This is a genomic window from Ruegeria sp. YTSA075, assembly GCF_059610245.1.
The window spans coordinates 211,235-237,434 of sequence record NZ_JBXWNG010000004.1 but is presented as its reverse complement, the minus strand read 5'-3'; the positions used below and the strand labels follow the sequence as shown (position 1 = coordinate 237,434).

General features: G+C 58.2%; 28 protein-coding genes. 18 read left to right on the top strand and 10 right to left on the bottom strand.

Annotated features, from left to right (window positions below; all coding sequences use genetic code 11):
* Positions 1-4: 4 nt before the first annotated feature.
* The 12 genes from mdh to lpdA all read left to right on the top strand — a co-directional run bounded on the left by mdh (position 5) and on the right by lpdA (position 12,773).
* Complete coding sequence (gene mdh, locus AC2FGE_RS09735) at positions 5-967, top strand: malate dehydrogenase (RefSeq protein ID WP_496819019.1); 963 nt, start codon at positions 5-7, stop codon at positions 965-967.
* 307 nt (positions 968-1,274) lie between these two features.
* The gene (gene sucC / locus AC2FGE_RS09730; protein WP_496819018.1) at positions 1,275-2,468 is read left to right on the top strand and encodes an ADP-forming succinate--CoA ligase subunit beta; all 1,194 of its coding nucleotides are present in this window, start codon (positions 1,275-1,277) and stop codon (positions 2,466-2,468) included.
* 81 nt (positions 2,469-2,549) lie between these two features.
* The gene (locus tag AC2FGE_RS09725; protein WP_496819017.1) at positions 2,550-2,951 is read left to right on the top strand and encodes a hypothetical protein; all 402 of its coding nucleotides are present in this window, start codon (positions 2,550-2,552) and stop codon (positions 2,949-2,951) included.
* A gap of 115 nt (positions 2,952-3,066) precedes the next feature.
* Complete coding sequence (locus AC2FGE_RS09720; protein WP_496819016.1) at positions 3,067-3,894, top strand: glycosyltransferase family 25 protein; 828 nt, start codon at positions 3,067-3,069, stop codon at positions 3,892-3,894.
* A 13-nt stretch (positions 3,895-3,907) separates the two neighbouring features.
* Positions 3,908-4,789, top strand: coding sequence for a succinate--CoA ligase subunit alpha (sucD, locus tag AC2FGE_RS09715; RefSeq protein WP_170544616.1), 882 nt, complete (start codon positions 3,908-3,910; stop codon positions 4,787-4,789).
* A 183-nt stretch (positions 4,790-4,972) separates the two neighbouring features.
* On the top strand, positions 4,973-5,533 hold the full coding sequence (locus AC2FGE_RS09710) for a hypothetical protein (protein ID WP_496819015.1): 561 nt from the start codon (positions 4,973-4,975) through the stop codon (positions 5,531-5,533).
* Between the two features lie 4 nt (positions 5,534-5,537).
* On the top strand, positions 5,538-6,080 hold the full coding sequence (locus tag AC2FGE_RS09705) for a DUF805 domain-containing protein (RefSeq protein WP_496819014.1): 543 nt from the start codon (positions 5,538-5,540) through the stop codon (positions 6,078-6,080).
* Positions 6,077-9,034, top strand: a complete 2,958-nt coding sequence (locus AC2FGE_RS09700; protein WP_496819013.1) for a 2-oxoglutarate dehydrogenase E1 component — start codon at positions 6,077-6,079, stop codon at positions 9,032-9,034. Before AC2FGE_RS09705 ends, AC2FGE_RS09700 begins: the two co-directional genes overlap by 4 nt.
* Positions 9,035-9,037: 3 nt before the next feature.
* Positions 9,038-10,552: a 2-oxoglutarate dehydrogenase complex dihydrolipoyllysine-residue succinyltransferase gene (odhB, locus tag AC2FGE_RS09695; protein WP_496819012.1), complete on the top strand. Its 1,515-nt coding sequence runs from the start codon at positions 9,038-9,040 to the stop codon at positions 10,550-10,552.
* Positions 10,553-10,554: 2 nt separating this feature from the next.
* Positions 10,555-10,824, top strand: coding sequence for a hypothetical protein (locus AC2FGE_RS09690; protein ID WP_496819011.1), 270 nt, complete (start codon positions 10,555-10,557; stop codon positions 10,822-10,824).
* An 80-nt stretch (positions 10,825-10,904) separates the two neighbouring features.
* Positions 10,905-11,315 carry an MAPEG family protein gene (locus AC2FGE_RS09685; protein WP_496819010.1) on the top strand — a complete coding sequence of 137 codons (411 nt, stop codon included), beginning with the start codon at positions 10,905-10,907 and terminating at the stop codon, positions 11,313-11,315.
* Positions 11,316-11,384: 69 nt separating this feature from the next.
* A complete protein-coding gene (lpdA, locus tag AC2FGE_RS09680; protein WP_496819009.1) occupies positions 11,385-12,773 on the top strand; it encodes a dihydrolipoyl dehydrogenase in 1,389 nt (462 codons plus the stop codon).
* Positions 12,774-12,794: 21 nt separating this feature from the next.
* On the opposite strand, the gene AC2FGE_RS09675 is transcribed toward lpdA, so the two are convergent.
* Positions 12,795-13,373 carry a TetR/AcrR family transcriptional regulator gene (locus tag AC2FGE_RS09675; protein WP_496819008.1) on the bottom strand — a complete coding sequence of 193 codons (579 nt, stop codon included), beginning with the start codon at positions 13,371-13,373 and terminating at the stop codon, positions 12,795-12,797.
* Positions 13,374-13,476: 103 nt separating this feature from the next.
* Between AC2FGE_RS09675 and AC2FGE_RS09670 the strand changes: the two genes are divergently transcribed.
* On the top strand, positions 13,477-14,070 hold the full coding sequence (locus AC2FGE_RS09670) for an NAD(P)H-dependent oxidoreductase (protein WP_480548535.1): 594 nt from the start codon (positions 13,477-13,479) through the stop codon (positions 14,068-14,070).
* 9 nt (positions 14,071-14,079) lie between these two features.
* Here AC2FGE_RS09670 and AC2FGE_RS09665 read toward each other — a convergent pair whose 3' ends face one another.
* The 4 genes from AC2FGE_RS09665 to AC2FGE_RS09650 are packed head-to-tail and all read right to left on the bottom strand — an operon-like array spanning position 14,080 to position 16,985.
* A complete protein-coding gene (locus AC2FGE_RS09665; RefSeq protein WP_496819006.1) occupies positions 14,080-14,685 on the bottom strand; it encodes a pyridoxamine 5'-phosphate oxidase family protein in 606 nt (201 codons plus the stop codon).
* On the bottom strand, positions 14,672-15,412 hold the full coding sequence (locus AC2FGE_RS09660; RefSeq protein ID WP_496819005.1) for a lysophospholipid acyltransferase family protein: 741 nt from the start codon (positions 15,410-15,412) through the stop codon (positions 14,672-14,674). Before AC2FGE_RS09660 ends, AC2FGE_RS09665 begins: the two co-directional genes overlap by 14 nt.
* Positions 15,412-16,311, bottom strand: a complete 900-nt coding sequence (locus AC2FGE_RS09655; protein WP_496819003.1) for a cell division protein FtsX — start codon at positions 16,309-16,311, stop codon at positions 15,412-15,414. The genes AC2FGE_RS09660 and AC2FGE_RS09655 overlap by 1 nt, the downstream gene beginning before the upstream one ends.
* A complete protein-coding gene (locus AC2FGE_RS09650) occupies positions 16,308-16,985 on the bottom strand; it encodes a cell division ATP-binding protein FtsE (RefSeq protein WP_496819002.1) in 678 nt (225 codons plus the stop codon). Before AC2FGE_RS09650 ends, AC2FGE_RS09655 begins: the two co-directional genes overlap by 4 nt.
* Before the next feature lie 180 nt (positions 16,986-17,165).
* On the opposite strand from AC2FGE_RS09650, the gene AC2FGE_RS09645 reads away from it, so the two are divergent.
* On the top strand, positions 17,166-17,924 hold the full coding sequence (locus AC2FGE_RS09645) for a zinc-ribbon domain-containing protein (RefSeq protein WP_496819001.1): 759 nt from the start codon (positions 17,166-17,168) through the stop codon (positions 17,922-17,924).
* Positions 17,925-17,929: 5 nt separating this feature from the next.
* Here the strand turns inward: AC2FGE_RS09645 and AC2FGE_RS09640 are convergent, their stop codons facing one another.
* From AC2FGE_RS09640 to argH, 5 genes are all read right to left on the bottom strand, one after another.
* Entirely contained in the window at positions 17,930-20,461 is a 2,532-nt protein-coding gene (locus AC2FGE_RS09640) for a TIGR02302 family protein (RefSeq protein WP_496819258.1), read from the bottom strand.
* A 48-nt stretch (positions 20,462-20,509) separates the two neighbouring features.
* A complete protein-coding gene (lysA, locus tag AC2FGE_RS09635; protein WP_496819000.1) occupies positions 20,510-21,775 on the bottom strand; it encodes a diaminopimelate decarboxylase in 1,266 nt (421 codons plus the stop codon).
* A gap of 70 nt (positions 21,776-21,845) precedes the next feature.
* Positions 21,846-21,995, bottom strand: a complete 150-nt coding sequence (locus AC2FGE_RS09630) for a hypothetical protein (RefSeq protein WP_496818999.1) — start codon at positions 21,993-21,995, stop codon at positions 21,846-21,848.
* A 45-nt stretch (positions 21,996-22,040) separates the two neighbouring features.
* Positions 22,041-22,223, bottom strand: coding sequence for an argininosuccinate lyase (locus AC2FGE_RS09625; protein ID WP_298935422.1), 183 nt, complete (start codon positions 22,221-22,223; stop codon positions 22,041-22,043).
* Positions 22,223-23,611 (bottom strand): argininosuccinate lyase, encoded by a 1,389-nt coding sequence (argH, locus tag AC2FGE_RS09620; protein ID WP_496818998.1) that lies wholly within the window; start codon positions 23,609-23,611, stop codon positions 22,223-22,225. The genes AC2FGE_RS09625 and argH overlap by 1 nt, the downstream gene beginning before the upstream one ends.
* Positions 23,612-23,632: 21 nt before the next feature.
* Between argH and AC2FGE_RS09615 the strand changes: the two genes are divergently transcribed.
* The 4 genes from AC2FGE_RS09615 (at position 23,633) to AC2FGE_RS09600 (ending at position 26,115) form a co-directional block, all read left to right on the top strand.
* Positions 23,633-24,199, top strand: a complete 567-nt coding sequence (locus AC2FGE_RS09615; RefSeq protein ID WP_496818997.1) for a TlpA disulfide reductase family protein — start codon at positions 23,633-23,635, stop codon at positions 24,197-24,199.
* Positions 24,200-24,263: 64 nt separating this feature from the next.
* Entirely contained in the window at positions 24,264-24,629 is a 366-nt protein-coding gene (locus tag AC2FGE_RS09610) for a hypothetical protein (protein ID WP_496818996.1), read from the top strand.
* Between the two features lie 131 nt (positions 24,630-24,760).
* Complete coding sequence (locus AC2FGE_RS09605) at positions 24,761-25,147, top strand: hypothetical protein (RefSeq protein ID WP_496818995.1); 387 nt, start codon at positions 24,761-24,763, stop codon at positions 25,145-25,147.
* Entirely contained in the window at positions 25,144-26,115 is a 972-nt protein-coding gene (locus AC2FGE_RS09600) for a sterol desaturase family protein (protein ID WP_496818994.1), read from the top strand. Before AC2FGE_RS09605 ends, AC2FGE_RS09600 begins: the two co-directional genes overlap by 4 nt.
* Positions 26,116-26,200 lie beyond the last annotated feature (85 nt).

The window sequence follows — 26,200 nt, the reverse complement described above, 5'->3', positions numbered from 1 at the left end:
CCAAATGGCCAGACCCAAGATTGCGCTGATCGGCGCGGGGAACATCGGCGGCACGCTCGCGCATCTTGCAGCTGTCAAAGAACTGGGTGACGTTGTCCTGTTTGACATCGCTGACGGGCTGCCCCAAGGCAAAGCGCTAGACATCGCAGAATCCGGCCCGTCCGAAGGGTTTGACGCGTCAATGTCCGGCAGCAGCGACTATGCCGATATCGCGGGCGCAGACGTCTGCATCGTCACCGCTGGTGTCGCCCGCAAGCCGGGCATGAGCCGCGATGACCTGCTGGGCATCAACCTGAAAGTCATGAAGTCGGTCGGTGAAGGTATCGCCGCCCATGCGCCCGACGCGTTCGTGATCTGCATCACCAACCCGCTGGACGCCATGGTTTGGGCGCTGCGCGAATTCTCGGGCCTGCCCCATAACAAGGTCTGCGGCATGGCTGGCGTGCTGGATTCGGCCCGTTTCGCGCATTTCCTGTCGGAAGAATTCAACGTCTCGATGCGCGACGTCACCGCCTTCGTTCTGGGCGGCCATGGCGACACGATGGTGCCTTCGGTGCGTTACTCGACCGTTGCCGGCATCCCGCTGCCTGATTTGGTTGAGATGGGCTGGACCACGCAGGAAAAACTGGATGCCATCGTACAGCGCACCCGTGACGGTGGCGCCGAAATCGTTGGCCTGCTGAAAACCGGTTCGGCATATTACGCACCGGCTACTTCAGCAATCGAAATGGCCGAAGCGTACCTGAAAGACCAGAAGCGCGTTCTGCCCTGCGCCGCGTACTGCAATGGCGAACTAGGTGTTGACGGGCTTTACGTCGGTGTCCCAACCGTGATTGGCGCCGGTGGTGTTGAGCGTATCGTTGACATCAAACTCAACGAAGACGAGCAGGCCGGTTTCGACAACTCGGTCAACGCCGTTAAGGGCCTGATCGATGCGTGCAAGGGCATCGACAGTTCACTGGCATAAGTCTGCTGAAAGCTTCCAGGAACCGGCCCCCATACGGGCCGGTTTTTTTGTACCCGGTCCATCCGTTATTTCGCAAATGTTTGCGCAACCGTCGCAAACCCCCTTTTTTGAATATGTTTTCCGCACGCGCGATGCGAGATTCGAATCAAAACCACGGGCCCTTCTATTTGTGATCACACGCTAAAAAAGCGTGATCACAAATAGTGAAAATCTTCGTGAAAAACCTCTACCCTGTCAAAAAACCCTTTAAACTTGCCCGCTAGACACCCCTATAACGGTTTAATCGTAGTCAGACGGGACAGTTTCGATGAATATTCACGAATACCAAGCCAAAGCGCTTCTTCGCAGCTATGGCGCTCCGGTCTCCGACGGTCGCGCGGTTCTGCGCGCCGAGGAAGCCAAAACCGCAGCCGGTGAACTGGATGGCCCCCTGTGGGTTGTCAAAGCACAGATCCACGCAGGTGGACGCGGCAAAGGCAGCTTTAAAGAGGCCGATGCAGGCGAAAAAGGCGGCGTCCGTCTGACCAAGTCGGTGGAAGAAGCCGCCGAAGAAGCCAAGAAGATGCTGGGCCGCACGCTGGTCACACACCAAACAGGCCCCGCAGGCAAACAGGTCAACCGTATCTATATCGAGGCCGGTTCGGGCATCGAGCGTGAACTGTACCTGGCCCTGCTGGTGGATCGCCAAACCAGCCGCATTTCGTTTGTCTGTTCGACCGAAGGGGGAATGGACATCGAGGAAGTGGCAGCTGCTACGCCCGAGAAAATCCTTTCCTTCTCGGTCGACCCGGCCACCGGCTATCAGGCCTATCACGGCCGCCGCATCGCGTTCTCGCTGGGTCTGCAAGGTGCGCAGATCAAGCAATGTGTGAAGCTGATGAACCAGCTCTATAACGCCTTCGTCGAGAAGGACATGGAGATGCTGGAGATCAACCCGCTGATCGTCTCAGACAGCGGCGACCTGAAAGTGCTGGACGCCAAAGTCGGCTTTGACGGCAACGCGGTCTACCGCCACCCGGATATTGCCGAGCTGCGCGACACGACCGAGGAAGACCCCAAGGAACTGGAAGCCTCGAAATACGACCTGAACTACATCGCGCTGGATGGTGAGATTGGCTGCATGGTCAACGGTGCCGGTCTGGCAATGGCGACGATGGACATCATCAAGCTCTACGGTGCCGAGCCTGCCAACTTCCTTGACGTGGGCGGCGGTGCCACCAAAGAAAAGGTAACCGAGGCATTCAAGATCATCACCTCGGACCCGCAGGTCAAAGGTATTCTGGTCAACATCTTCGGCGGCATCATGCGCTGTGATGTGATTGCCGAGGGCGTGGTCGCCGCGGTGAAAGAGGTCGGCCTGCAGGTTCCGTTAGTCGTGCGTCTGGAAGGCACAAATGTCGAGAAGGGCAAAGAGATCATCAACACCTCTGGCCTGGACGTGATCGCGGCGGACAACCTGAAAGACGGTGCCGAGAAGATCGTGAAGGCGGTTAAGGGGTGAGCGCCGATCCGGGGCATTTGCCCCGGCAAACGCTCTGGTAGAGCGTTTGAGGCACGAACGGGCGGAGCCCCGGAGAACATGATGCAATATGTGGAAGCCTTCAATTCACTCGGATACGACGTTCCCAACCCTCGTCAGGATTGGAGCGCCGAGAAAAATGACGGCATCTGCATCACACTCTGGAAATCCGAAGTTCAATGGACGCCTGTACCTCCTCGCCTTGATCTTTGGAAACGGGCAACACCCGGCACGACCGATTGGGAGAACTTGCCAGGGCACAAGAAGCGCACCGCCCATTTGGAGCGTGCTGTGTCGGAGTTTGATGGTTGGGTCGATGTGGTCGTCGTGAATGGCATCCCCGGGCAAGGATATGGCGCTGCCGACCCTTGGCTACCGAAACAACGCGCCGAACATGGTTGGCGCGTTCAAGAATTCGATAAGGCGACGGGGTTCTTTTCTGTCGCCGCAGAGAAACTGATATAGGAGAACGCCAGATGGCAGTCCTCATCGACGAAAATACCAAAGTGATCTGTCAGGGCTTTACCGGCTCGCAGGGCGCGTTGTGCTCGAGGTGGGCGGGCTGAGGAATGTTTAAGCCATGACCATACCCATCTTCCTCATAGGCCTAGAACGCGCCACCGGACGGGCACGTTTGATGGAGCAGGAGCTGCAAAAGGCGGGCCTGTCGGCAACGCGGGTCAACGCTGTGGACTGCGACGCCGTCACCCGTGAGGATTTTCTGCGGGAGTGTCAGCCAGAAGGACCCTGGGGGTATTTTCATACCAAAGACATGGCCTGCACGCTGAGCCACGCCAAGGCGTGGGAGGCCGTGGTCGCCTCGGGTGCGGAGCAGGCGTTGATCCTTGAGGATGACGTGTTTCTGACACCCGAACTGGCAAATTGGCTGAACGATCCGTCATGGTGGCCTGATGATGCCAATATCGTGCGGTTCGAACGCTGGCGCAGCACCAAGCTGTATGTCGCTTTGGGGCGCGAGCGGAGGCGCCATCTGGGGCGGGACCTCCGCCTGATGCGGTCGCGAAACCCCGGCGGTGCGGCCTACGCACTCACCCGCAATGCGGCGCAGCATTTTCTGGCCCAAAAGCCCTATGACATCACCTTGGACGGGTTGTTGTTCAACCCATCCGCCTCTGCCGCCGCACGGCAGATCAATATCTATCAGGTCGTCCCGGCCATGGTGGAACAGGGCAACGAAGCACCCGGTGAACACCAGATGGGTGCGCCACGTCGTCGACCGACGGGATGGCCTCTGTTACGTCAAAAAATCCGGCGCGGGATTGCCGAGATCGATGGCAGCGCCCGTACCATCGCCAATTTGGCCCTTGGCCGCGCAACGCTCGAAAAAATCACTTACGCGCCGCAGGTTCTGCCGGACGCGCGACCCAATCAAACCAGCATCGCCTAAAGAAAGGGACATCATGGCAGTCCTCATCGACGAAAATACCAAAGTGATCTGTCAGGGCTTTACCGGCTCGCAGGGCACATTCCACTCCGAACAGGCCATCGCCTATGGCACCAAGATGGTCGGCGGCGTGACCCCCGGCAAAGGCGGGATGACCCATCTTGACCTGCCCGTGTTCAACTCGGTCCACGAGGCCAAGCATGTGACCGAGGCCAATGCCAGCGTGATCTATGTGCCGCCGCCCTTCGCGGCTGACTCGATCCTGGAAGCGATTGATGCCGAGATGGAAGTGATCGTCTGCATCACCGAAGGCATCCCGGTTCTGGACATGATGAAGGTGAAGCGCGCGCTGGAAGGCTCGAACTCGCGCCTGATCGGCCCGAACTGCCCCGGTGTCATCACGCCGGATGCCTGCAAGATCGGCATCATGCCCGGCCACATCCACAAACGCGGCTCGGTCGGCGTTGTGTCGCGGTCCGGCACCCTGACCTATGAGGCCGTCAAGCAGACCACCGATGTGGGTCTGGGCCAATCCACCTGTGTGGGCATCGGCGGCGACCCGATCAAAGGCACCGAGCATATCGACGTGCTGGAATGGTTCCTGGCCGATGATGAAACCCACTCGATCATCATGATCGGTGAGATCGGTGGCTCGGCCGAGGAAGAAGCCGCGCAGTTCCTGGCGGATGAGGCCAAGAAGGGCCGTAAAAAGCCCACGGCGGGTTTCATCGCAGGCCGCACAGCCCCTCCGGGCCGCCGCATGGGCCACGCGGGTGCGATTGTCGCCGGTGGCAAGGGTGGTGCCGAAGACAAGATCGAAGCCATGCGCTCGGCCGGAATCGTCGTGGCCGAAAGCCCCGCCCAACTGGGTGAGGCTGTGCTGGAAGCGATTGGGTAAGTGACCAAGGACCGGGCATATGCTTGTAGGGCAGCGCCTGGCCCGAGGGTGGGCGAGAAGCGCCCGCCCTGTGGGGCGGGTCGGGCGCTGCCCGGCGGTACCCGTCGGGCGGTTCGCTTTGCATTCAGCCTTGCTCTTTGCCTTTGGGCCCCAACAGTTGGACTTGCCGAACAAAACAACCCTATGAAAACTGTTCTAGATGTTTGTGCAAGTGACGGTTCCACATTTGAAAAAACCGTTGCGGAATTTTATGCGAACGGTTGGATTAAAGTTTCTCCAGACAACCGTAGTTCCGCCACCGGTGCGATCGCTGACGCACATTTGTTCTCGGGCAAAATAGCTTCGGAGAATGAGTGGCCAAGACTAAGGTTCGAGGAACGAAGTCAGGTTGGTAGCCGCGTAAACAGAGTAGACAGCCGTTACTTCCAATCAGCAACACTGTCTTCTCAAGACAAGAGTAGCTACGTAAATGTTTTCTTCGAAGAGCGGCGAAAACGGTTGGACTGTATGGCATCTACCACGAACACCAACGGCTTAGATGATTTAACTTACTCAATTGCCGACCGGTCCTCAAGCGGAAGACTTGGCGAACTAAGCGTTGAATGGGTGGCTCACTCGGAAACTTCTGAGCGTCCAGACGTGCGAGCAACCCTGTATTTGATCAAACCACACGTTCAAGACAGCTTCAAAGCTGATCCGCTTCTTGCACCGGCAGGATTAACTGTCCTTCGGTATTTGGAGTGACCCCATGACCTTCTCCGACGCCATCCGCACCTGTTTTTCGAAGTTCTTCACCTTCTCAGGGCGTGCCTCTCGGCCCGAATACTGGTTCTTTTTCCTGTTCATCGTGATCTGGAGCATCATTGCCGGGATCATCGACGCGCAGTTCTTCACGCAAGTTGCAGTGACCGAAACCGAAACATCCAAATCCGTCGCAGCTAAGTCCTCGCAACCTGTACAAAGCATCGTCAGCCTGATCGTCTTCTTCCCGCATCTCGCTGTTGCGTGGCGGCGGATGCACGATACCGGGCGCAGTGGCCTCTACGCTTTGCTGCCACTCCTTCTGATCCTCGGCGCGTTTGCGACCCTGTTCTTTGGCATCGGACTCGCCTCCAGTTTCCAGCATGGCGGCAATCTGGACATCCTGTTCACCCGCGCCACGCTGCTGATCGTCGTTCCGACACTACTGATCCTGTTTGTGTCGCCCCTCCTGGTTCTGTGGTGGCTGTCCCGCCCCAGCCAGCCAGGCACCAACCAATACGGTCCCAACCCATATGAGGTAGCCCAATGACCGAACATACGCCCAACACTGCCTTTCATGCTTCTAGCTTCATGCAAGGGCACAATGCCGAGTATCTGGAACAGTTATACGCCCAGTATACGAAAGACCCCAACGCGATAGATGCGGTATGGGTTGAGTTCTTCCGGCAGATGGGCGACGCCACACCGGACGTTCAGAAAGAGGCCGAAGGCCCCTCTTGGGCTCGCACAGACTGGCCACCGATGCCAACAGATGATCTGACCGGGGCGCTGACAGGTGAGTGGGCCGAGATTGATGCCAAGGCTGCCGGCAAAAAGATTCAAGAAAAGGCGGACGACACGGGTGTGCAGGTCAGCGAAGACCAGATCAAACGCGCGGTGTTGGACAGCCTGCGCGCTCTGATGCTGATCCGGGCCTACCGGATCCGGGGCCATCTGGCCGCCGATCTGGACCCGCTGGGCATGCGCGCGGCCAGCAATCATCCGGAACTGGACCCGAAGACATACGGCTTCACCGATGCCGATATGGATCGCCCGATCTTTATCGACAATGTTCTGGGCCTGCAGATGGCCAGCATGCGCCAGATCGTCGAGATCGTGAAACGCACCTATTGCGGCACCTTTGCGCTGCAGTACATGCATATCTCGAACCCGGAAGAAGCTGCCTGGCTGAAAGAACGCATCGAAGGGTATGGCAAGGAAATCCAGTTCACCAAGGAAGGCCGCAAGGCGATCCTGAACAAGATGGTCGAGGCCGAAGGGTTCGAGAAATTCCTGCATGTCAAATACATGGGCACCAAGCGCTTTGGTCTGGACGGTGGCGAAAGCCTGATCCCCGCGATGGAACAGATCATCAAACGCGGCGGAGCCTTAGGGGTACAGGACATCGTCATCGGCATGCCGCACCGCGGTCGCCTGAACATTCTCGCCAATGTGATGGGCAAACCTTACCGCGCGATTTTCAACGAATTTCAGGGCGGCAGCTTCAAACCTGAAGACGTGGATGGCTCGGGCGACGTGAAATACCACCTCGGCGCATCCAGCGACCGTGAGTTTGACGGCAACAGCGTACACCTGTCGCTGACCGCGAACCCTTCACACCTTGAAGCGGTGAACCCGGTTGTACTGGGCAAGGTTCGTGCAAAGCAAGACCAACTGAAGGATAGCGACCGCACCAAGGTGATGGGCATCCTGTTGCACGGCGATGCGGCCTTTGCCGGGCAAGGTGTGGTCGCCGAAGGGTTCGGTCTGTCCGGTTTGCGCGGGCACAGGACCGGTGGCACCATGCATATCGTGGTGAACAACCAGATCGGTTTCACCACCGCGCCACACTTCAGCCGCTCCAGCCCCTATCCAACGGATATCGCGCTGATGGTCGAGGCGCCGATCTTCCACGTGAACGGCGACGATCCCGAGGCGGTGGTACACGCGGCCAAAGTTGCGACCGAGTTCCGTCAGAAATTCCACAAAGACGTGGTGATCGACATCTTCTGCTACCGCCGGTTTGGTCATAACGAGGGCGATGAGCCCATGTTCACCAACCCGATCATGTACAAGAAGATCAAGACGCATAAGACCACGCTGTCGCTGTACACGGAACGTCTGGTCAAGGACGGGTTGATCCCCGAGGGCGAGATCGAGGATATGAAAACCGCCTTTCAGGCCCGCCTCAACGACGAGTTCGAGGCTGGAAAGGACTATAAACCCAACAAGGCCGATTGGCTGGATGGGCGGTGGTCGCATCTGGACAAGAACAAAGACGAATACATGCGCGGTGAGACTGCCATTGCGCCGGAGACTTTGGCCGAGATCGGCGCTGCACTCTCTCGTGCGCCGGACGGGTTTGCGATGCATAAAACCGTTGGCCGTCTGCTCGAACACAAGAAACAAATGTTTGAGAGCGGCAAAGGGTTCGACTGGGCGACAGGTGAGGCTCTGGCCTTTGGCTCATTGCTGACCGAAGGCTACCCGGTTCGTCTGTCCGGTCAGGATGCCACGCGCGGGACCTTCAGCCAGCGTCATTCGGGTTTCATCAACCAGGAGAATGAGGAACGGTACTATCCGCTCAACAACATTCGCGCGGGTCAGTCGCAGTATGAAGTGATCGATTCGATGTTGTCGGAATATGCGGTTCTGGGTTTTGAATATGGTTATTCACTGGCCGAACCCAACGCGTTGACCCTATGGGAGGCGCAGTTTGGTGATTTCGCCAACGGCGCGCAGATCATGTTCGACCAGTTCATCAGCTCGGGCGAGAGCAAATGGTTGCGCATGTCTGGTTTGGTTTGTTTGCTTCCGCATGGCTTTGAAGGTCAGGGCCCGGAACACAGCTCGGCACGACTGGAACGGTTCCTGCAGATGTGCGGCCAGGACAACTGGATCGTGGCAAACTGCACGACGCCGGCGAACTATTTCCACATCCTGCGCCGCCAGCTGCACCGGACCTTCCGCAAGCCGCTGATCCTGGTAACGCCCAAATCGCTGCTGCGTCACAAGCTGGCTGTCAGCACGGCCGAGGAATTCACCACCGGCTCCAGCTTCCACCGCGTGTTGTGGGACGATGCGCAGCATGGCAATTCGGATACCAAATTGGTTGCCGACAACAAGATCAAGCGGGTCGTGATGTGTTCCGGCAAGGTCTACTATGACCTACTGGAAGAACGTGACGCACGTGGCATCGACGATGTCTACCTGATGCGGATTGAACAGTTTTATCCGTTCCCTGCGCATTCTCTGATCAATGAGCTTGAGCGTTTCAAAGGCGCTGAAATGATCTGGTGTCAGGAAGAACCCAAGAACCAGGGTGCCTGGACCTTTATCGAGCCCAACATCGAATGGGTCCTATCCCGCATCAAAGCAAAACATACACGGCCAAGCTATGTCGGCCGCGCCACATCGGCTTCACCCGCAACGGGTCTGGCCAGCCAACACAAAGCCCAACAACAAGCGCTGGTGAACGAAGCGCTGAGCATTGAAGGAAAGTAAACGATGACGATTGAAGTTCGTGTTCCCACGCTTGGCGAGTCGGTAACCGAAGCCACGGTTGCGACATGGTTCAAGAAACCGGGCGACGCAGTCGCCGTGGATGAAATGCTGTGTGAGCTTGAGACCGACAAGGTCACCGTCGAAGTCCCCGCCCCCGCTGCCGGTGTGATGGGTGAGGTCATTGCAGCCGAAGGCCAAACCGTCGGGGTCAATGCATTGTTGGCGACCATCGCAGACGGTGACAGCGCAACGGCTGCCCCTGCGGCCGCGGCGCCAGCCCCTGCAACAGCGCCAACGGCTTCGGCGGGCAGTGTCGACGTGATGGTGCCAACGCTGGGCGAGTCCGTGACCGAGGCAACCGTGTCGACCTGGTTCAAACAGGTTGGCGACAGCGTCGCTCAGGACGAAATGTTATGTGAGTTGGAAACCGATAAAGTCTCTGTCGAGGTGCCTGCTCCGGCGGCAGGTGTTCTGGCGGAAATCACGGCCCCTGAAGGCACGACCGTCGACGCTTCTGCGAAACTTGCGGTGATCTCTGGCGGTGCGGCAGGTGCTGCCCAGGCCCCTGCCCCGGCAGCAGTTCCTGCCTCTGGCGGGATAGACAGTGGTGGCGGCAAAGACGTGGCCAATGCACCTTCTGCTGAGAAAGCCATGGCCGAGGCTGGCCTGTCCGCTGATCAGGTCACCGGGACCGGTCGTGATGGTCGCATCATGAAAGAAGACGTGGCCCGCGCCGTGGCAACCGCCTCCGCCCCGGCCCCAGCGCCTGCGGCAACCCCTGCTCCGGCCCCGCGTGCACCGGTTGCGGCCAGCGACGCTGCGCGCGAGGAACGGGTCAAGATGACCCGTTTGCGTCAGACCATCGCCAAGCGCCTGAAAGACAGCCAGAACACCGCTGCCATGCTGACCACCTATAACGAGGTTGACATGACCGAGGTGATGGCCCTGCGCAGTCAGTACAAAGACCAGTTCGAGAAGAAGCACGGTGTGCGTCTGGGCTTTATGTCCTTCTTCACCAAGGCCTGCTGCCACGCGCTGAAAGAAGTGCCCGAGGTGAATGCCGAGATCGATGGCACCGATATCGTTTATAAGAACTTCGTCCATATGGGCGTGGCCGCCGGAACGCCAACCGGTCTGGTGGTTCCGGTGATCCGCGATGCCGACAGTATGTCCTTCGCCGCGATCGAAAAGGCGATTGCCGAGAAAGGCAAACGCGCCCGCGACGGCAAGCTGAGCATGGAAGAGATGCAGGGCGGCACCTTCACAATCTCGAACGGTGGTGTCTATGGCTCGCTGATGTCCTCGCCGATCCTGAACCCGCCGCAATCGGGCATCCTTGGCATGCACAAGATTCAGGACCGTCCGATGGCGATCAACGGTCAGGTGGTGATCCGTCCAATGATGTATCTGGCGCTGTCCTATGACCACCGGATCGTCGACGGCAAAGGCGCTGTAACCTTCTTGGTGCGCGTGAAAGAAGCGCTGGAAGACCCGCGCCGCCTGCTGATGGATCTGTAACCATGGCAACGCATATTCTCTGGCAGGCCGATGTCGCTGATTTCGATGTCTGGCTAAAGGTGTTCCAAGAGGACCAAAAGATGAGAGAGGCCGCGGGCATCCGCGACCTCCACATCTGGCGGGACCCGAATCTGAAAGATCACGCGGTGGCCTTGTTTGAAGTCACCGATCTGGAACGCGCTCAGAGTTTCATCGAGTCTGAAGAATTGGCCATGCATCACGAACGCGGCGGCGTGGCCCATATCCAGGTCAAGATACTGACACCCGCCTGAATGCGACTGCCGCTGGACATAGACCCCAAGCATGGCCCGGGCGCGACAACGCCGAGCCGCACAACAAAAGTTTCTCACGCGTGACCCCTGAACTCACAGCCCTGACATTGGCCGCACTTTTGCAGGTTGTTCAGTATGTGGTGATGGCAGTCCCTGCGAATCGGGAACTCGGACCCGGCAAGACGATGTCTGCTCGCGACCGAAGCCGCTTGGGCGGCGGGTTGGAAGATCAGCTTTCGGAAAAAACAGCGCGCCTGTACCGCGCATTGAACAATCACTTCGAAGGGCTGATCCTGTTCGCAATCGCCTGTGTCGTCGTCACGCTCAGCGGATCATCCGATGGCTTTACGACGACCAGCGCGTACATCTATCTGGCTGCGCGCATCCTGTATGTTCCTGCATATTACTATGGCCTCAGACCCTGGCGCACGTTGATCTGGCTGGTCGGATTTCTGGCCACAACCCTCATGCTTTTGGCGGTGTTATTGTGACCCCGCTGTTGTACAAATTGTTCATAGGCCCAAACCCTGTGACAGCCCGACTTCTCAAGGAGACCCCTCATGGCAAACTATGACGTCATCGTAATCGGAGCAGGCCCCGGCGGCTATGTCTGCGCCATCCGCTGCGCCCAACTGGGCCTGAAAACCGCCGTGGTCGAAGGGCGCGAGACGTTGGGCGGCACCTGCCTGAACGTGGGCTGCATCCCATCCAAAGCGCTGCTGCATGCCAGTCATCAATTGCACGAGGCCGAACATAACTTTGCAAAGATGGGCCTGAAGGGCAAGTCGCCTTCTGTCGATTGGAAACAAATGCAGGCCTATAAGGACGAGGTCATCGAAGGTAATACAAAGGGCATCGAGTTCCTGTTCAAAAAGAACAAGATCGATTGGCTCAAAGGCTGGGGCTCGATCCCTGCCGCGGGTCAGGTCAAGGTTGGGGACGACGTGCATCAGGCCAAGAACATCATCATCGCGTCGGGATCCGAACCGGCATCCTTGCCCGGTGTAGAAGTTGACGAAAAGGTCGTTGTCACCTCAACCGGTGCGCTGTCTTTGGGCAAGATCCCCAAGAAGCTGGTGGTCATCGGCGCGGGTGTGATCGGTCTGGAGCTGGGTTCAGTCTATCAACGTCTGGGGGCCGAGGTCACGGTGATCGAATTCCTCGATGTGATCACTCCGGGCATGGACCCCGAGGTGCAGAAAACATTCCAGCGTATCTTGAAGAAGCAGGGTCTGAAATTCGTGATGGGGGCTGCAGTTCAGAAAACCGAGGCCACCAAGACAAAAGCCAAAGTCACGTACAAACTGCGCAAGGATGACAGCGAACATGTGGTCGACGCAGACGCCGTGCTGGTTGCCACCGGGCGCAAGCCATTCTCAGACGGTCTGGGGCTGGACGCTCTGGGCGTCGAAATGACACCGCGTGGTCAGATCAAAGTCGGTGCCGACTGGCAGACCAACGTGCCCGGCATCTACGCCATCGGCGACGTGACCGAAGGCCCAATGTTGGCGCATAAGGCCGAGGATGAGGGCATGGCCGCAGCCGAACAGGTCGCGGGCAAGCACGGTCATGTCAACTATGGCGTCATTCCGGGTGTGATCTACACCTGGCCCGAGGTCGCCAATGTTGGCGAGACCGAAGAGACGCTGAAAGAAAAGGGCCGTGCCTACAAGGTTGGCAAGTTCATGTTCATGGGCAACGGTCGCGCCAAGGCGAACTTTGCTGCCGATGGGTTCGTCAAGATTCTGGCCGATAAGGAAACTGATCGTATCCTCGGCGCACATATCATCGGCCCGGCCGCAGGTGATCTGATCCATGAGGTCTGCGTGGCGATGGAGTTTGGTGCCTCTGCAGAGGACCTCGCCCTGACCTGCCACGCCCACCCGACTTATTCCGAAGCCGTGCGAGAGGCCGCACTGGCCTGCGGTGACGGACCAATCCACAGCTAACACTCATGACCCCGGCCGCGATCAGCGCGCTGGGGTCAGCCACGCCTGCAGATAGGTTTCCAGTCTGTCGGTGAATGTCGTCGCAGAATGCAGCGCGCAGAATCTCAGAGACATGGCCTGAATCGCAAAAGCCTGCACGCCCTCGGCCAACAGCTCTGATGGCACATCCTTGCGCATCTCGGCGGCATCAAGCCACATCATCACCACGCGGAAATACCGCTCAAAGCAATAGGCGATGGGCCCGATTTCAGCGATAGCGGTTGCACCTGAATATCGGATCAAGAGATCGAAGACATACCGCTCGGACGTCATGAAACTGTGAACTGGTTCAAGGGCGGTGATGATCTCGGCGACGGTTCCGGGCTTTGGCCCGTTGTCAGCCTGATCCAGACAGGCATTCAATTTGTCCGCGATCATGATCTCCATCAACGCATCTTTGTCGCGGAAATGGGCGAAGAACGTGCCTTTGGCAACGCCAGCCAGTTGCACCACCTCCTCGACCCTTAAGGCCTCGTATCCGTTTTTCTGAATCAACTCTTCCGATGCTGCCATCAGGCGGGCGCGGGTTTTCAGTGTGCGTTTTTGAACTGTCTTTTGCATAAGCCCAGATTGCATATTTTTTGACCGTGGTCAAATTTATTATTGACCGTGGTCATTTTTTGATTCTATAAGATGACCGCGGTCACTTTTTAGGAGAAACCCAATGCAACCGAAGAAAATTCTGATCCTGGACGGGCACCCTGGTAAAAACAGCCTGTCACGCACCTTTGCGCAGACATATGGCGACGCGGCACGCCAGAATGGTCATGACGTGCGCGTCGTTCACTTAAGCGATCTCCAGTTTGATCTGGATTTCGGTCAGGGCAATTATCACGATTTCAAACCCCTCGAACCCGAACTGGAACAGGTTCTGCAGGATATTGAGTGGAGCAATCATCTGGTCCTCACTGCGCCTATGTGGTGGGGTGGATTGCCCGCGAAACTGAAAGGGTTGATCGACCGGATGTTCATCCCAGGGCGCACATTCGACACGCGCAACACGACGAAACTGGGTTTTCCAGCCCCAATGCTGACCGGGCGTACTGCGCGCGTAATCCTGACCTCAGACACGCCCGGCTGGTTCATGCGCCTGATCTATCGCCAAGCGCTCATCCGTCAGGTGCGTGATCAGATATTGGGGTTTGTCGGTTTCAAACCAACGAAGTTCACTTACTTCGCCGGTGCCAGCTATCCAAAAGCCGGCAGCGTCGAGCGCTGGATCTCGAAGGTTGAAAAAATTGGGGCGGCGGCGGTTTGATCGCTATGCTTACCACATCGTTTTGGCGGCGCGCGGAGCCCACGCCTGGTCATAGCGTGCGCCGCCCTCCTCACCGTCCGACGCTTCGGCCAGAATCTCTCCCACCGTTGGAAGGTCTTGGGATTCATCATCGCTCGACCAGGTTTTTGCCCGCATCAGCGCACGGGCGCATTGCGTGTAGATTTCCTGGATATCAACGACAATCACGGTCGCCGGACGTTTGCCGTGCTTTTCGAACTGCGCGCGCAAATCTTCATCAGCCGTCAGCCGTGCCGACCCGTTTAAACGCACCACATTGTTCGAACCCGGCACAAAAAACATCAACGACACGCGCGGGTCACGCACGATATTGCGCAGCGAATCCAAACGGTTGTTTCCTCGCCAATCCGGCAGGGCCAGCGTAGCGGGATCCAGTTCCAGAACCACCGGGCCATCGTCACCGCGCGGGCTGCCATCTACGCCTTCCGGGCCAACCGTACTCAGAACGCATAGTCGGGACGCCATAATCCACTTACGATAAAGTGGCGTAAGCTGTCGCACCACCTTACGCAAAGATGGCGCGCCCGGTGTGCCGTAGAGCCCTTCTAACGTGCTTAGATCGTCAATGAACTGCATCCGGATCAAACCCCACTTCTTGCATCAGCGCGTCAGAACGTGTTTCGATTACGTTTTCTAGACGTTCCAGAAATTCTTCGCGTTCTACACCGGGCTCAATGGGTTCAAGGAAGTCTACAATCGCAAGGCCCGGCTTGCGCATGAGACCCGTACGCGGCCAAAACACGCCCGCATTTGTCGCCACAGGGACACAGGGAAAACCCAACCCTTCGTACAAAACGGCAGTGCCAACTTTGTAAGGTTTCTTGGCCCCCGGTGCGACGCGGGTGCCTTGCGGATAGATGACCAGCTGACCGGGTTCGGTGAATTCTTTAGCGACGTCCTTGACCATCTTGGCCACTGCGGCGCCCTTCTTGCCCCGGTTCACGGGAATACAGCCCAAACGGCGCGCATACATCCCGATGATCGGGGTCCACAACAGCTCTCGCTTCATGATGAACTTGCCATGCGGGATAGCGTTGAAGATCATGATGATATCGAGAAAGGATTGATGCTTGGCACCGATTACAACCTCACCTGTCGGCGGTGTTCCGCGTACTTCGCTGCGAATACCCACCATCCAACGCGCCAGCCACAATGTGCTGCGCGCATAGGTTTTGCAGGCCCTTGATGCCCCCCGTTTTGCAAAAATCGCATAGGGTAAAAATACGATGCCTAGAATCAACATCCAAAGGTAGATCACGAACATAAAGACCAACGAGCGGAACCATTGAACAGCCTTGGACATCAGGAAAGCTCCTTCAACTTGCGGCGCGCAGCGGTCCAGGTCGCGAAGAAAGCGACAACGGCACCCAGAATGGGGATCAGCACGGGCAACGCCCAATCCCTCCCCTGAAATCCGACGCCGGACAAGAACCCTCCGGCATCCGAGGCTTCGGGCAACAGCAGAACACCGATCATGCCCAGCATTGTGCCCACCGCTGCACCGAACAGCGCGCGATAGGTGAACCGACGCACAAAGGCGCCCGCTATAAACCGGTCGCGCGCACCGACCTGGCGCAGCACCTCGATGATCTGCGCATTCGCCGCCAGCGAAGCATTGGCCGCTAATGTGATCATGGCCGCCGTTGCCCCGCCAATCAAAAGGATCGAAATCCACCCAAGACGTCGCAGAGACGTCGCCGCATCCACCAAAGGTTCGCGCCATCTTGTGTGGTCATCGAGAACGGCACCCGGCACCTCGGCCCCCAGGCGTAGGCGCAGGCCAGCGGCATCCAGTCCAGGCTCACCCTCTACAATCTCGATCAGTTGTGGGATGGGCAGCGTATCCAGCGGCAGATCCGGCCCGAACCAGGGCGACAGCAACGCAGCCTGTTCATCCGCAGTCAGTGCACGGGCTGATGCCACACCCGGTGTCTGGTTCAGAACAATCAGCGCGGCCTCGGTCTGGGCGGCCAGTTGCTCGGCAGGGGCGTTGATCCGCAGCGTTGCCGCCCCGGCCAGTTCCGAGGCCCAGCGATCCGCGATCCGGCCCGAAGCCAGAGACAAGGCCAACGCAAAAACCGTCAGAAAAGCCATCGCACCAGAAACAAACAGCGTCAGATGGGCGGTATAACCAGTGGGCGGCACCACCCGATCAGCGCGGCTGTCGCGGCGCAGCAGGTTTCGGATGTCACCCTTGCTCATAGATCTGCCCCCGCCAGCTGCAACCGGCGCTGCGAAATACGCAGCACGCGGGCCTGAACCTGGCTTTTTGCGGCGCGGATCAGGCTTAGATCATGGGTTGCGATCAGGACGGTTTTGCCCATTTTGTTCAACTCGACCAGAAGGCGCAACAGACGCTGCGACATCTCCCAATCCACGTTTCCCGTGGGTTCGTCCGCCAATACGACATCGGGTGACAGGATCAGGGCACGCGCCAGTGCCGCACGTTGGCGTTCACCTCCGGACAGTTCGGGCGGATGTGCGTCTAGCCGGGACCCCAATCCGACCCATCCCAGCAGTTCCGACAGGTTGCTTTGTTCCTCGGCCTCGGCGCGGCCCGAAACCATGAGCGGCAAAGCCACGTTTTCTGCCAGCGTCATGTGATCGAGAAATTGACAATCCTGATGCACAACACCAATTCGGCGGCGCAGCAACGCCATCTCATCGCGGTCCAGTGCTGAAATATCCTGCTCAAAGGCGCTCAGACGCCCCGAAGTTGGCAACAACGCGCCATAGCACAGCTTTAGAAATGTGGTTTTACCCGCACCAGAGGGACCCGTCAGAAAATGAAACGAGCCCGGCTGCAATTGCACCGAGACGTCGCTCAGCAATTCGCCGCCACCATAAGTGTAGCTGACATTTTCCAGCTCGATCACACGTGCCCCCTTTTTATCTGCTCTTCTTGCCCGAGCGCGGGTGTGGTTTCAATGCCTGTACCGAGTCCAATTGGTGACACTTGGACCGCGAAACCGAAAACGCGCTTTGCTGTTGGGTCTTAACGGAATAACATGCCTGAAAAAACTATTATCCGCCGAATTGTCGGCCGGGGAGGCAGCATGCGTCTTACATGTCCGAATTGCAGTGCCCAATATGAGGTACCAGACGAGGTCATCCCCGAAGAAGGCCGCGATGTGCAATGTTCCGCCTGTGATAAGACATGGTTTCAGGCGAAATACCCCACCGATGAAACACCTGAAACAGCTGGGGTGGAAACCACCGAACTCAAGGCCAAGCTGTCTGAGCTCGAGACGTCGACACCTGAGGAAGAAGACGACTCAGGCACTGACAGGTTGCCGGTCGAGGAAGCCTTTTCCGACCAGGAACCGGAAGTGGCCACGGCTGAAACCAAGACTTCTGGAAATATCGACCCCTCTGTTGCCAATATTCTTCAGGAAGAGGCCGCGCGCGAATCCGAACTTAGGGCGCAGGAAGGCAGCAGCCTTGAAACGCAGCCTGATCTCGCATTGGATGTCGCACCAATTCCGAAGGTCGAACCCAAAACGCCAACCGCATCAGAAACATCCCAAGATGCCGGTCAGAAAGAAGCGTTGCCGGATGTCGAGACGATCAACTCCAGCATGTTGGCCGAAGACCCGGATGCCGTGCAACCAGCACGCAAATCCGGTGGCTTTGTGCGCGGGTTTGCATTTGTTCTCATCATCGCGGTGATCCTGTATCTGATTTACGGCAATGCGCAGCAAATCAGCGAAGTCGTCCCACAGGCCGATCCAGTGCTGAAACCTTACGTATCTCTGGTCGATCAGGCGCGTATCTGGCTTGAGGCACAGGCCGGATCAGGCGCGCCACAGAACTAACGGCCTCAGAACCGTTCCAGCAGCCGTTTCAGGTATTCCAGTTCAATCGTGGGCCGGTCCGTTTCGCCGGTCCGGCGACGGATTTCGTCCAGCAGCTCACGCGCACGGCGGTAGACATCTTCGCCTTGCAACAGATTGTCATCCGTCGAGATCGACCCTGCAGCCCCGGGGTTTCGGCCCAGTGGGTCACGGTTATTCGCCTGGGCCTCGCCTTCCTCGGCGCCTTGGCCAGGCTGGTTTTGCTGGTTCTCGGCCAGCGCCTCACCTAATGAGCGCATGCCTTCGCGCAGGGCTTCCATCGCCTCGGATTGGCGATCTATCGCCTCGGCCAGATCGTCGCCGCGCAGGGCCTGTTCGGCCTCATCCATGGCCCGACCCGCACGGTCCAGCGCATCACGGGCGGCTTCACCTTCCTGCGTGCCCGCACCTGGCAGGCCCTGTTCCTGACTCCGCAATTCATCGCGCAGCGCCTGTTGGCGATCCGCCAGACTTCCCTGACCGGACTGACCTTCTCCTGCCTGATCGGAATCCTGACCCTGACCACCCTGCCCTTCGTGGCTTTGACCCCGACCCTGACCACCATTGCGGCCTTCGTTGCCCTGGCTCTCACCGGCCTGACCGCCCGGATTGAATTGTTCCTGCAAATCGCGGAAGGCCTGATCGCTCAGCCCTTGTTGTTCGCGCAGTGTCTCGGCCAGACCTTCCATGGCCTGTTGCCCCTCAGACTGGCCGCCCTGACCCTGACCTTGGGTGACGCGCATGTTCTCCATCATCTGCTGGAACTCTTCCAGCGCCTGCTGAGCTTCGGCCATGCGACCCTGTTCCATCAGTTCCTGAATACGGTCCATCATGGCCTGCAGATCATCCTGCGACATCTGCAGCGACTCGCCATTTTGCCCGGACTGACGTTCGCCATCTTCGCCATTCTGTTGCGCCAGACGCTGCAACTGCTGCAGATAGTCTTGCGTCGCCTCGCGCAGCTCCTGCATCAACTCTGCAATCTCCTCATCGCTCGCGCCGTTTTTCATAGCCTCGCTTAGGCGTTCCTGCGCGCGGCGCATTCGCTCAAGTGCGTTGGCCAAGGTACCGTCTTCGATAAGAACCGCCAGATCCCAAAGGGCTTGCGCGATTTCATCCTGCTGAGGCTGCTTCAGCCCGTATTGATTGAAAGCTTCCAAACGACGCAAGAGAACGCGCAGTCGTAGGTAGGCCGTATCCGAGCGGAACAAACCCTCGGGCTGATGCGAAACGGCCCGTAACACCTGAGCGACTCGCACCCCATTTTCGCGCGACCATAGCAGATCGCGGCGTTGTTCGATCACAGCCGCCGCCAGCGGGTCAAAGAACCGGCGCGCAGGCAAGGCGGTCAGATAGGGTTCGGATTGCGATTGCTGATCCGCCGCATCGCGCGCCATCAACGTGATCCGCACCGGCAGATGCGCCCAAGGATGTTCCGAGAAATCTTCGATCAGGTCTTCGGTGAAATCGGCCCGGTCGCCGGTGATGGGCATGGGCAATTCAATCTCGATCACCTCGCGCGGCTCAGGTTCTGTGGTCAAACCATACCGGCGATCTACGGCATCCAGATCAAGTTCGATCAGGGCAGAGCCAGAGACAACGCCATAGTCATCGCTGGATTGAAACGGCAGTTTCATCTGCCCGCCTGCTTCGGCCTCGGCCCGACCTGCCACGTCAATGGTCGGAGGGGCATCGCCAATCACGTCAACAACCCAATCCCGGCCTGCGGGTCCTTCGATCCGCAATTGCCCCGATTGAGTGACAACAAAATCCTGTTCTGGTTCAGTGGCAGCTTCGGTTCCAGTGACCGAACTTGTTTCGGTCAGGCTGTGCGCACCGACCTCGCCATAAAACCTCAAAGTAACGCTACTGCCCGCAGGCACGGATAGGGTGGGGCCCGACTGATCGGCAAGATAAAGCGTTGGCAGGCCGGTATAGCGCGGTGGCTCGACCCAGCCTTCCCAAGTCGGTCCCTGGCCGGCGATAGCTGTTCCCGGCGTCATCTCGGCGACGGAGCCAATGCGCCAAAGTGATCCGAACAGCATGGCGACAACCAATGCCAATAGAGCGGCATAGCGCAGGGCATATGGATCGCGCGAAGCAAGGCGCAGATCAGGTTTCACTGCCTCGGCCTGAGAAACGCGCTGTGCCATCCGCTCCTTGTGCGCCTGCCATAAAGCAACCGAATCCGCATCCGTCGCCCCGATGGCCTGGTCATCGATCAACGCCTGAATAGGGCGTCCGGGCAAAGCCTCATCCAAGCGCACAAGCGCCTCGGCGCGCGTCGGCCGATGGAATCGCCGAAGCCCAACAGCCGCAGCCACGCTCAGCGCGATCAGGCTGACTGCACCTGCGGCCCAGACAAATTCAACGCGAACCTGATCCTGAATGCCGAGCATCAAAGCAGCCAGAACGGCCATCAAAATCGAGAAAAACGGCCAGAATGCACGCAAAACCTGCTCGGCCAGCATCCCAGCATGGGTCAGCCAGAGCGATCGTCTTGGTATCGGCAGCTTCATTTTATCGCGCAATGCGGGCCTCCTGATCGGGCCCTTACGCTGATTGCGTCAAAGCCACATAGGTATGGTATCGCGGTTTATGATTTCGTCAAAGCTTGGGCGTTCACGAATAACTGCAAATTGATCCCCATGCACCAGAACCTCGGGGATGAGGGGTCGCGTGTTGTATTCGCTCGACATCACCGCGCCATAAGCACCGGCACTGCGGAACGCCACCAGATCGCCCGCATCAAGCGGCGGCATGTTGCGCTGTTTGGCAAATGTATCGCCGCTTTCGCAGACTGGGCCGACGATGTCATAGGGTTGTTGTTCAACGCCAGGGACAGGTTCCTGAACGGCTATAATGTCGTGATACGCCTCGTACATCGCCGGGCGGATCAGATCATTCATTGCGCCATCAAGGATCAGAAAATCCCGACCCTCGCCGGATTTCACATAGATCACCTTGCTCACCATCAATCCGGCATTGCCCGCGATCAGACGTCCGGGTTCGATCTCAATTTCACAATCCAGATGGCCCAGCGTCTTCTTGATCAGCGCGCCATATTCGACAGGCAGCGGCGGCGCATCATTAGAGCGCGCATAGGGAATGCCCAAACCGCCCCCCAAATCGAGACGGCGGATATTGTGCCCTTCGGCCCGCAACTGCTCGGTCAGTTCAGCGACCTTGGTATAGGCAAGCTCAAACGGCTCCAACTCGGTCAATTGTGACCCGATATGAACGTCAATCCCAATCACTTCGAGCCCCGACAAGCTGGCGGCCAGCGCATAAACCTCGGATGCGCGCGAGATCGGAATGCCAAATTTGTTTTCGGATTTACCTGTCGCAATCTTGGCATGAGTCTTCGCATCCACATCCGGGTTTACTCGGATTGTGATCGGCGCAACCATCCCCAGCGCTGCCGCGACCGCGCTGATCACCTGCATCTCGGGTTCGGATTCCACGTTGAACTGACGGATACCGCCGGTCAGGGCAGTCCGGATCTCATCTGCCGTTTTGCCGACACCCGAGAACACGATCTTATCGCCCGGAACGCCTGCGGCCTTGGCCCGCAGGTATTCCCCGCCCGAAACAACATCCATCCCGGCGCCTGCCTGTGCCAATGTCTTCAGGATGGCCTGATTGCTGGCCGCTTTCATCGCGTAGCAAACAAGGTGATCAGTTCCCTCAAGCGCATCATCGAACAGCATGAAATGACGCAGCAAGGTGGCTGTCGAATAGACATAGAACGGGGTTCCGACCGCAGCTGCGATTTCGGAGATCGGGACATCCTCGGCGAAAAGCGCGCCGTCGCGGTAGAGAAAGTGATCCATATCTGCGCGCTTAGACCAAAACGGCCCCCCGGTTCAATGGTTTCGGGCCGTCATAGCCCGGTACGGCCCTTTAGAACTCGGTCGAGACGCCAGCACGTGCATAGCCGGATACGGAAATGCCGGACTGTTTTGGCTCTGGCTTAGGATCAGGGCGCGACGCAGATGTCGGTTCGCAAGCCACCAAAACGGCAAGCACAAAAATTAGGCCGATGGTTCGCATATGCCGTTCTCCTTAGAGTCTGTACTGCCGGTGTTGGATTTCAGATCAGACACCCAGATAAAGGCCAAAGCCGCCCTTGCGCAGGCCAACGCCTCCGCCAACATGTGTCCCGCTGGACCCAACGCCAACGCCCAGGCTGGCCGTCGGCTGAACGGGTTCGCCATCGGCACCGCAGGCTGCCAAGGCAAACCCAGTCAAGATCAGCAGAATGACCCGAAACATACGCATCACACCAGCGCCTTCCATCGTTTGATCTGAGCCCGCACCTGATCAGGCGCAGTCCCCCCATAAGATTGACGCGAGTTTACCGAGTTTTCAACGGTGAGGACAGAATAGACGTCATCGGTGATATCAGCGTGCACCGATTTCATATCCTCAAGCGTTAGGTCGGGCAGGTCGCAACCCTTGGTTTCGGCCATCGCGACCAGCGATCCGGTCACGTGGTGCGCATCGCGGAACGGCAGGCCCAGCACACGGACCAACCAGTCAGCCAGATCGGTTGCAGTTGAGAACCCCGACCCTGCCGCTGCGGCAAGGGTTTCGCGGTTGGCGGTCATATCCTTGACCATGCCCTCCATCGCGGCCAGCGCCAGCATCCAGTTGTCGGCGGCGTCAAAAACCTGCTCTTTATCTTCCTGCATGTCCTTGGAATAGGCCAGCGGCAGGCCTTTCATCACCATCATCAGCGCGGTATTGGCCCCATAGATGCGGCCCACCTTGGCGCGGATCAGCTCGGCGGCATCGGGGTTTTTCTTTTGCGGCATGATTGACGAGCCGGTTGAGAACCGGTCGGACAGGGTGACAAAGCGGAACTGGGCCGAGGACCAGATCACCAGCTCCTCGGCAAAACGCGAAAGGTGGACGGCGCAGATCGAGGCGGTGGACAGGAACTCCAGCGCGAAGTCGCGGTCGCTGACCGCATCCAGTGAGTTCGCGGCGGGGCGGTCAAAGCCCAGCGCCTCGGCAGTCATGTGACGGTCGATAGGGAATGATGTCCCGGCCAGCGCGGCGGCACCAAGTGGGGATTCGTTCATCCGGGTGCGCGCATCGCGCACTCGGCTGAGATCGCGGCCAAACATCTCGACATAAGCCATCATGTGATGGCCCCACGTCACCGGCTGCGCCGTTTGCAGATGGGTAAAGCCCGGCATGACCCAATCGGCTCCGGCCTCAGCCTGCGCCAAAAGCGCGCGGATCAGGGCCAGCAATCCGGTTTCCGCCGCATCGAACTGATAACGGACCCACAGCTTGAAATCGGTCGCAACCTGATCGTTGCGCGACCGGCCTGTGTGCAGACGGCCTGCGGGTTCACCGATCACCTCTTTTAGCCGTGCCTCGACATTCATATGAATGTCTTCCAGCGCGGTCGAGAACTGAAACGAACCGGATTGGATTTCTGACAAAACGGTGAGCAGCCCTTCCCGAATAGCCTGCGCATCACTATCAGTTATAACGCCTGTGGCAGCCAACATGGCGGCATGGGCCCGCGAGCCTGCGATGTCCTGGGCTGCCATCCGCTGATCGAACCCGATCGAGGCATTGATTGCCTCCATGATCGCGTCTGGACCGGCGGCAAAGCGGCCGCCCCACATCTGGTTCGAGGATTGATCGGTCATGAAAGAAAACCCGGAGTTGATATGCGCCTGTTTCGTCTGATCCCCCTTTATATGGCCCTTGCGCTGGGTGCAAACGCCGCTTTGGCCACCGATGCCGAGACATTGGGCCCGCTGCGTGAGGATAGCCTGAAGCGACTGATCCTGCACAAAGAGCCAAAACCGGTCGAAGCGGTTGAGTTCGAATTGGAAGATGATGGCAGCACGGCCACTCTGGAGGACTATAAGGGCAAATACATCCTACTGAACTTCTGGGCCACCTGGTGTGCGCCTTGCCGCAAAGAAATGCCCCAGATCGCTGAGCTGCAGGAGGAGTTCGGCGGTGACAGGTTCGAGGTGCTGACACTGGCCACCGGGCGCAATTCGCCCGCCGGGATCAAGAAGTTCTTTGACGAGAACGGGATCGACAATCTACCCCGCCATCAGGACCCCAAACAGGCAGTTGCGCGTGAGATGGGCGTTATCGGTCTGCCAATCACCGTGATCCTTGATCCGGACGGCAATGAGATCGCGCGTCTGATTGGCGATGCCGAATGGAACTCGGATAGCGCGAAGGCGATTATCTCGGCTCTCGTCAACGCTGAAAGCTAAGAAATTCTGCTCTAAACCGTTAGAATCATAATACTCTCCCGCCGTTTAGTCAGGAGAGTATTTTATGAAGAGTATCACGACACTTGCCGCCGCGACCTGCATTCTGCTTGGTGCGGCGATGGCTGCTGACGCCAAGGACATCAAAAAGGAAAAACAATTCCTGGATGCGGTTGCAGGCAAAACGCTGACCGGAAACGGGGCGACCCTGGTCATCTCGGCCGACGGAATACTGTCTGGTAAACTGAAGGACGGTCGAAACGTTGCCGGGGCCTGGGTTTGGAACAAACGGTTCTGGTGCCGCAATCTGGTTGTTGGAAGCGATACACTGCCGCAGGATTGCCAGACCGTTTCGCTGGATGGCAATCAGGTGACGTTCACTCGCAACAAAGGTAAGGGTGACTCTGGCGGGACCTACACGATCAGCAACTAATATCAGTTTGAGTGGATCAAGTTTTGAAGGGGCGCAACCACCACGGCTGCGCCCCTTCGCCGTTCCGCCTTACGCCACGCCACCTTTGACAGCCGCAAGGGTCGGCTGCACTCTGGCCGCGGGAGGGCCAAATGCCGCTGGATATTCTTCTGGTGCTGGTGGTCGGAGGAATCGCCGGTGTCACGCTTTTGCTGCACCTGACAGGCCGATCGCAGTTGCGCGATCTGACACAGGAAAACACGCGTCAGGAATGGCTACGCCATTTCCCGGACGATGACGTCATTGATCTCACAATTGCCCATGATGGCCATACAGCCCTGATCCGGACCGTATCCGGCACCGGTCTGATTTGGTCTTTTGGCGCGGATACCGTCGCCCGACACCTGCAGGATTATGACCTGTTGGACCATCCCGACGGGTTCGAAATCCAGTTTCACGACTTTGCCACACCCAGATGCCTTGTCCATCTGGACGAATTCGAACGCAGCCATTGGCGTAACCTGATGGAGCCCGCATGACAGATCAGATCACCTTTCCCGACGCCGTCCAATGGGCCGTGCCCTTTTTCATCGCTGCCATTCTGGCCGAGTTCTTGTGGATCGCTGTCAAAGGCCGGGGTGGCCGGTATGAGACACGCGATGCGGTAACCTCATTGATCATGGGGGCCGGGAACATCGCCTCGGGATTTCTTCTGGGGTTCATCGCCTATGCATTCTTCATGTGGCTGTGGCAGATCACGCCGCTTGATCTGGGCACCTCGATCCCGGTGATCATCCTGTGCTTTGTGCTGGATGACCTGCGGTACTACTGGGTGCATCGGTTCGGTCATCGAATCCGCTGGGTCTGGGCCAGCCATGTGAACCATCACAGTTCTCAACACTACAACCTGACCACCGCTTTGCGGCAGACATGGACCTATACGTTCACCTTCATGATGGTGGTCCGCGCACCGCTGATCCTGCTAGGTTTTCACCCGGCCATGGTGCTGTTCGTGGGTGGCTTGAACCTGATCTACCAATTCTGGATTCATACGGAGGCCATCGGCAAAATGCCCCGCTGGTTCGAGGCGGTGATGAACACACCCAGCCACCACCGCGCGCATCATGGCCGCAATGCCCGCTACCTGGATTGCAACTATGCCGGCGTCTTCATCATCTGGGACAAGATGTTCGGCACCTTTGTGCCCGAGCAGGAAGATGACCGGGTCGATTATGGGCTGGTTCACAATATCGGCACGTTCAACCCGTTGCGCGTGGCCTTTCATGAATGGGTTGGTATTTGGCGCGACGCCACGCAACCCGGCCTGACTTTGCGCCAACGGCTTGCCTATTGTTTTGCACCGCCCGGATACAGCCATGATGGCAGCCGGGACAGTTCGGACCAAATCAAACAGAAACACCTGGCACGGCATCCAGAAGACCACGGAACGCCCGGTTTCCAGCATCTCGGAGAGAGATTGCCCAATCTAAAGGCAAAACAACACTGAACTGTGCGTGATCGCGCAGGCCTGAGCTTGAATTGCCGGTTGCAAGTGCCATATGGGGTCCATGGTTTAAAACAACGAGTGACCG

What these genes read in the sequence shown, in the direction of transcription:
- mdh (WP_496819019.1), top strand. Translation starts at nt 5, where the DNA reads ATGGCCAGACCCAAGATTGCGCTGATCGGCGCGGGGAACATCGGCGGC.
- sucC (WP_496819018.1), top strand. Translation starts at nt 1,275, where the DNA reads ATGAATATTCACGAATACCAAGCCAAAGCGCTTCTTCGCAGCTATGGC.
- AC2FGE_RS09725 (WP_496819017.1), top strand. Translation starts at nt 2,550, where the DNA reads ATGCAATATGTGGAAGCCTTCAATTCACTCGGATACGACGTTCCCAAC.
- AC2FGE_RS09720 (WP_496819016.1), top strand. Translation starts at nt 3,067, where the DNA reads ATGACCATACCCATCTTCCTCATAGGCCTAGAACGCGCCACCGGACGG.
- sucD (WP_170544616.1), top strand. Translation starts at nt 3,908, where the DNA reads ATGGCAGTCCTCATCGACGAAAATACCAAAGTGATCTGTCAGGGCTTT.
- AC2FGE_RS09710 (WP_496819015.1), top strand. Translation starts at nt 4,973, where the DNA reads ATGAAAACTGTTCTAGATGTTTGTGCAAGTGACGGTTCCACATTTGAA.
- AC2FGE_RS09705 (WP_496819014.1), top strand. Translation starts at nt 5,538, where the DNA reads ATGACCTTCTCCGACGCCATCCGCACCTGTTTTTCGAAGTTCTTCACC.
- AC2FGE_RS09700 (WP_496819013.1), top strand. Translation starts at nt 6,077, where the DNA reads ATGACCGAACATACGCCCAACACTGCCTTTCATGCTTCTAGCTTCATG.
- odhB (WP_496819012.1), top strand. Translation starts at nt 9,038, where the DNA reads ATGACGATTGAAGTTCGTGTTCCCACGCTTGGCGAGTCGGTAACCGAA.
- AC2FGE_RS09690 (WP_496819011.1), top strand. Translation starts at nt 10,555, where the DNA reads ATGGCAACGCATATTCTCTGGCAGGCCGATGTCGCTGATTTCGATGTC.
- lpdA (WP_496819009.1), top strand. Translation starts at nt 11,385, where the DNA reads ATGGCAAACTATGACGTCATCGTAATCGGAGCAGGCCCCGGCGGCTAT.
- AC2FGE_RS09675 (WP_496819008.1), bottom strand. Translation starts at nt 13,373, where the DNA reads ATGCAAAAGACAGTTCAAAAACGCACACTGAAAACCCGCGCCCGCCTG.
- AC2FGE_RS09670 (WP_480548535.1), top strand. Translation starts at nt 13,477, where the DNA reads ATGCAACCGAAGAAAATTCTGATCCTGGACGGGCACCCTGGTAAAAAC.
- AC2FGE_RS09665 (WP_496819006.1), bottom strand. Translation starts at nt 14,685, where the DNA reads ATGCAGTTCATTGACGATCTAAGCACGTTAGAAGGGCTCTACGGCACA.
- AC2FGE_RS09660 (WP_496819005.1), bottom strand. Translation starts at nt 15,412, where the DNA reads ATGTCCAAGGCTGTTCAATGGTTCCGCTCGTTGGTCTTTATGTTCGTG.
- AC2FGE_RS09655 (WP_496819003.1), bottom strand. Translation starts at nt 16,311, where the DNA reads ATGAGCAAGGGTGACATCCGAAACCTGCTGCGCCGCGACAGCCGCGCT.
- AC2FGE_RS09645 (WP_496819001.1), top strand. Translation starts at nt 17,166, where the DNA reads ATGCGTCTTACATGTCCGAATTGCAGTGCCCAATATGAGGTACCAGAC.
- AC2FGE_RS09640 (WP_496819258.1), bottom strand. Translation starts at nt 20,461, where the DNA reads ATGAAGCTGCCGATACCAAGACGATCGCTCTGGCTGACCCATGCTGGG.
- lysA (WP_496819000.1), bottom strand. Translation starts at nt 21,775, where the DNA reads ATGGATCACTTTCTCTACCGCGACGGCGCGCTTTTCGCCGAGGATGTC.
- AC2FGE_RS09630 (WP_496818999.1), bottom strand. Translation starts at nt 21,995, where the DNA reads ATGCGAACCATCGGCCTAATTTTTGTGCTTGCCGTTTTGGTGGCTTGC.
- AC2FGE_RS09625 (WP_298935422.1), bottom strand. Translation starts at nt 22,223, where the DNA reads ATGCGTATGTTTCGGGTCATTCTGCTGATCTTGACTGGGTTTGCCTTG.
- argH (WP_496818998.1), bottom strand. Translation starts at nt 23,611, where the DNA reads ATGACCGATCAATCCTCGAACCAGATGTGGGGCGGCCGCTTTGCCGCC.
- AC2FGE_RS09615 (WP_496818997.1), top strand. Translation starts at nt 23,633, where the DNA reads ATGCGCCTGTTTCGTCTGATCCCCCTTTATATGGCCCTTGCGCTGGGT.
- AC2FGE_RS09610 (WP_496818996.1), top strand. Translation starts at nt 24,264, where the DNA reads ATGAAGAGTATCACGACACTTGCCGCCGCGACCTGCATTCTGCTTGGT.
- AC2FGE_RS09605 (WP_496818995.1), top strand. Translation starts at nt 24,761, where the DNA reads ATGCCGCTGGATATTCTTCTGGTGCTGGTGGTCGGAGGAATCGCCGGT.
- AC2FGE_RS09600 (WP_496818994.1), top strand. Translation starts at nt 25,144, where the DNA reads ATGACAGATCAGATCACCTTTCCCGACGCCGTCCAATGGGCCGTGCCC.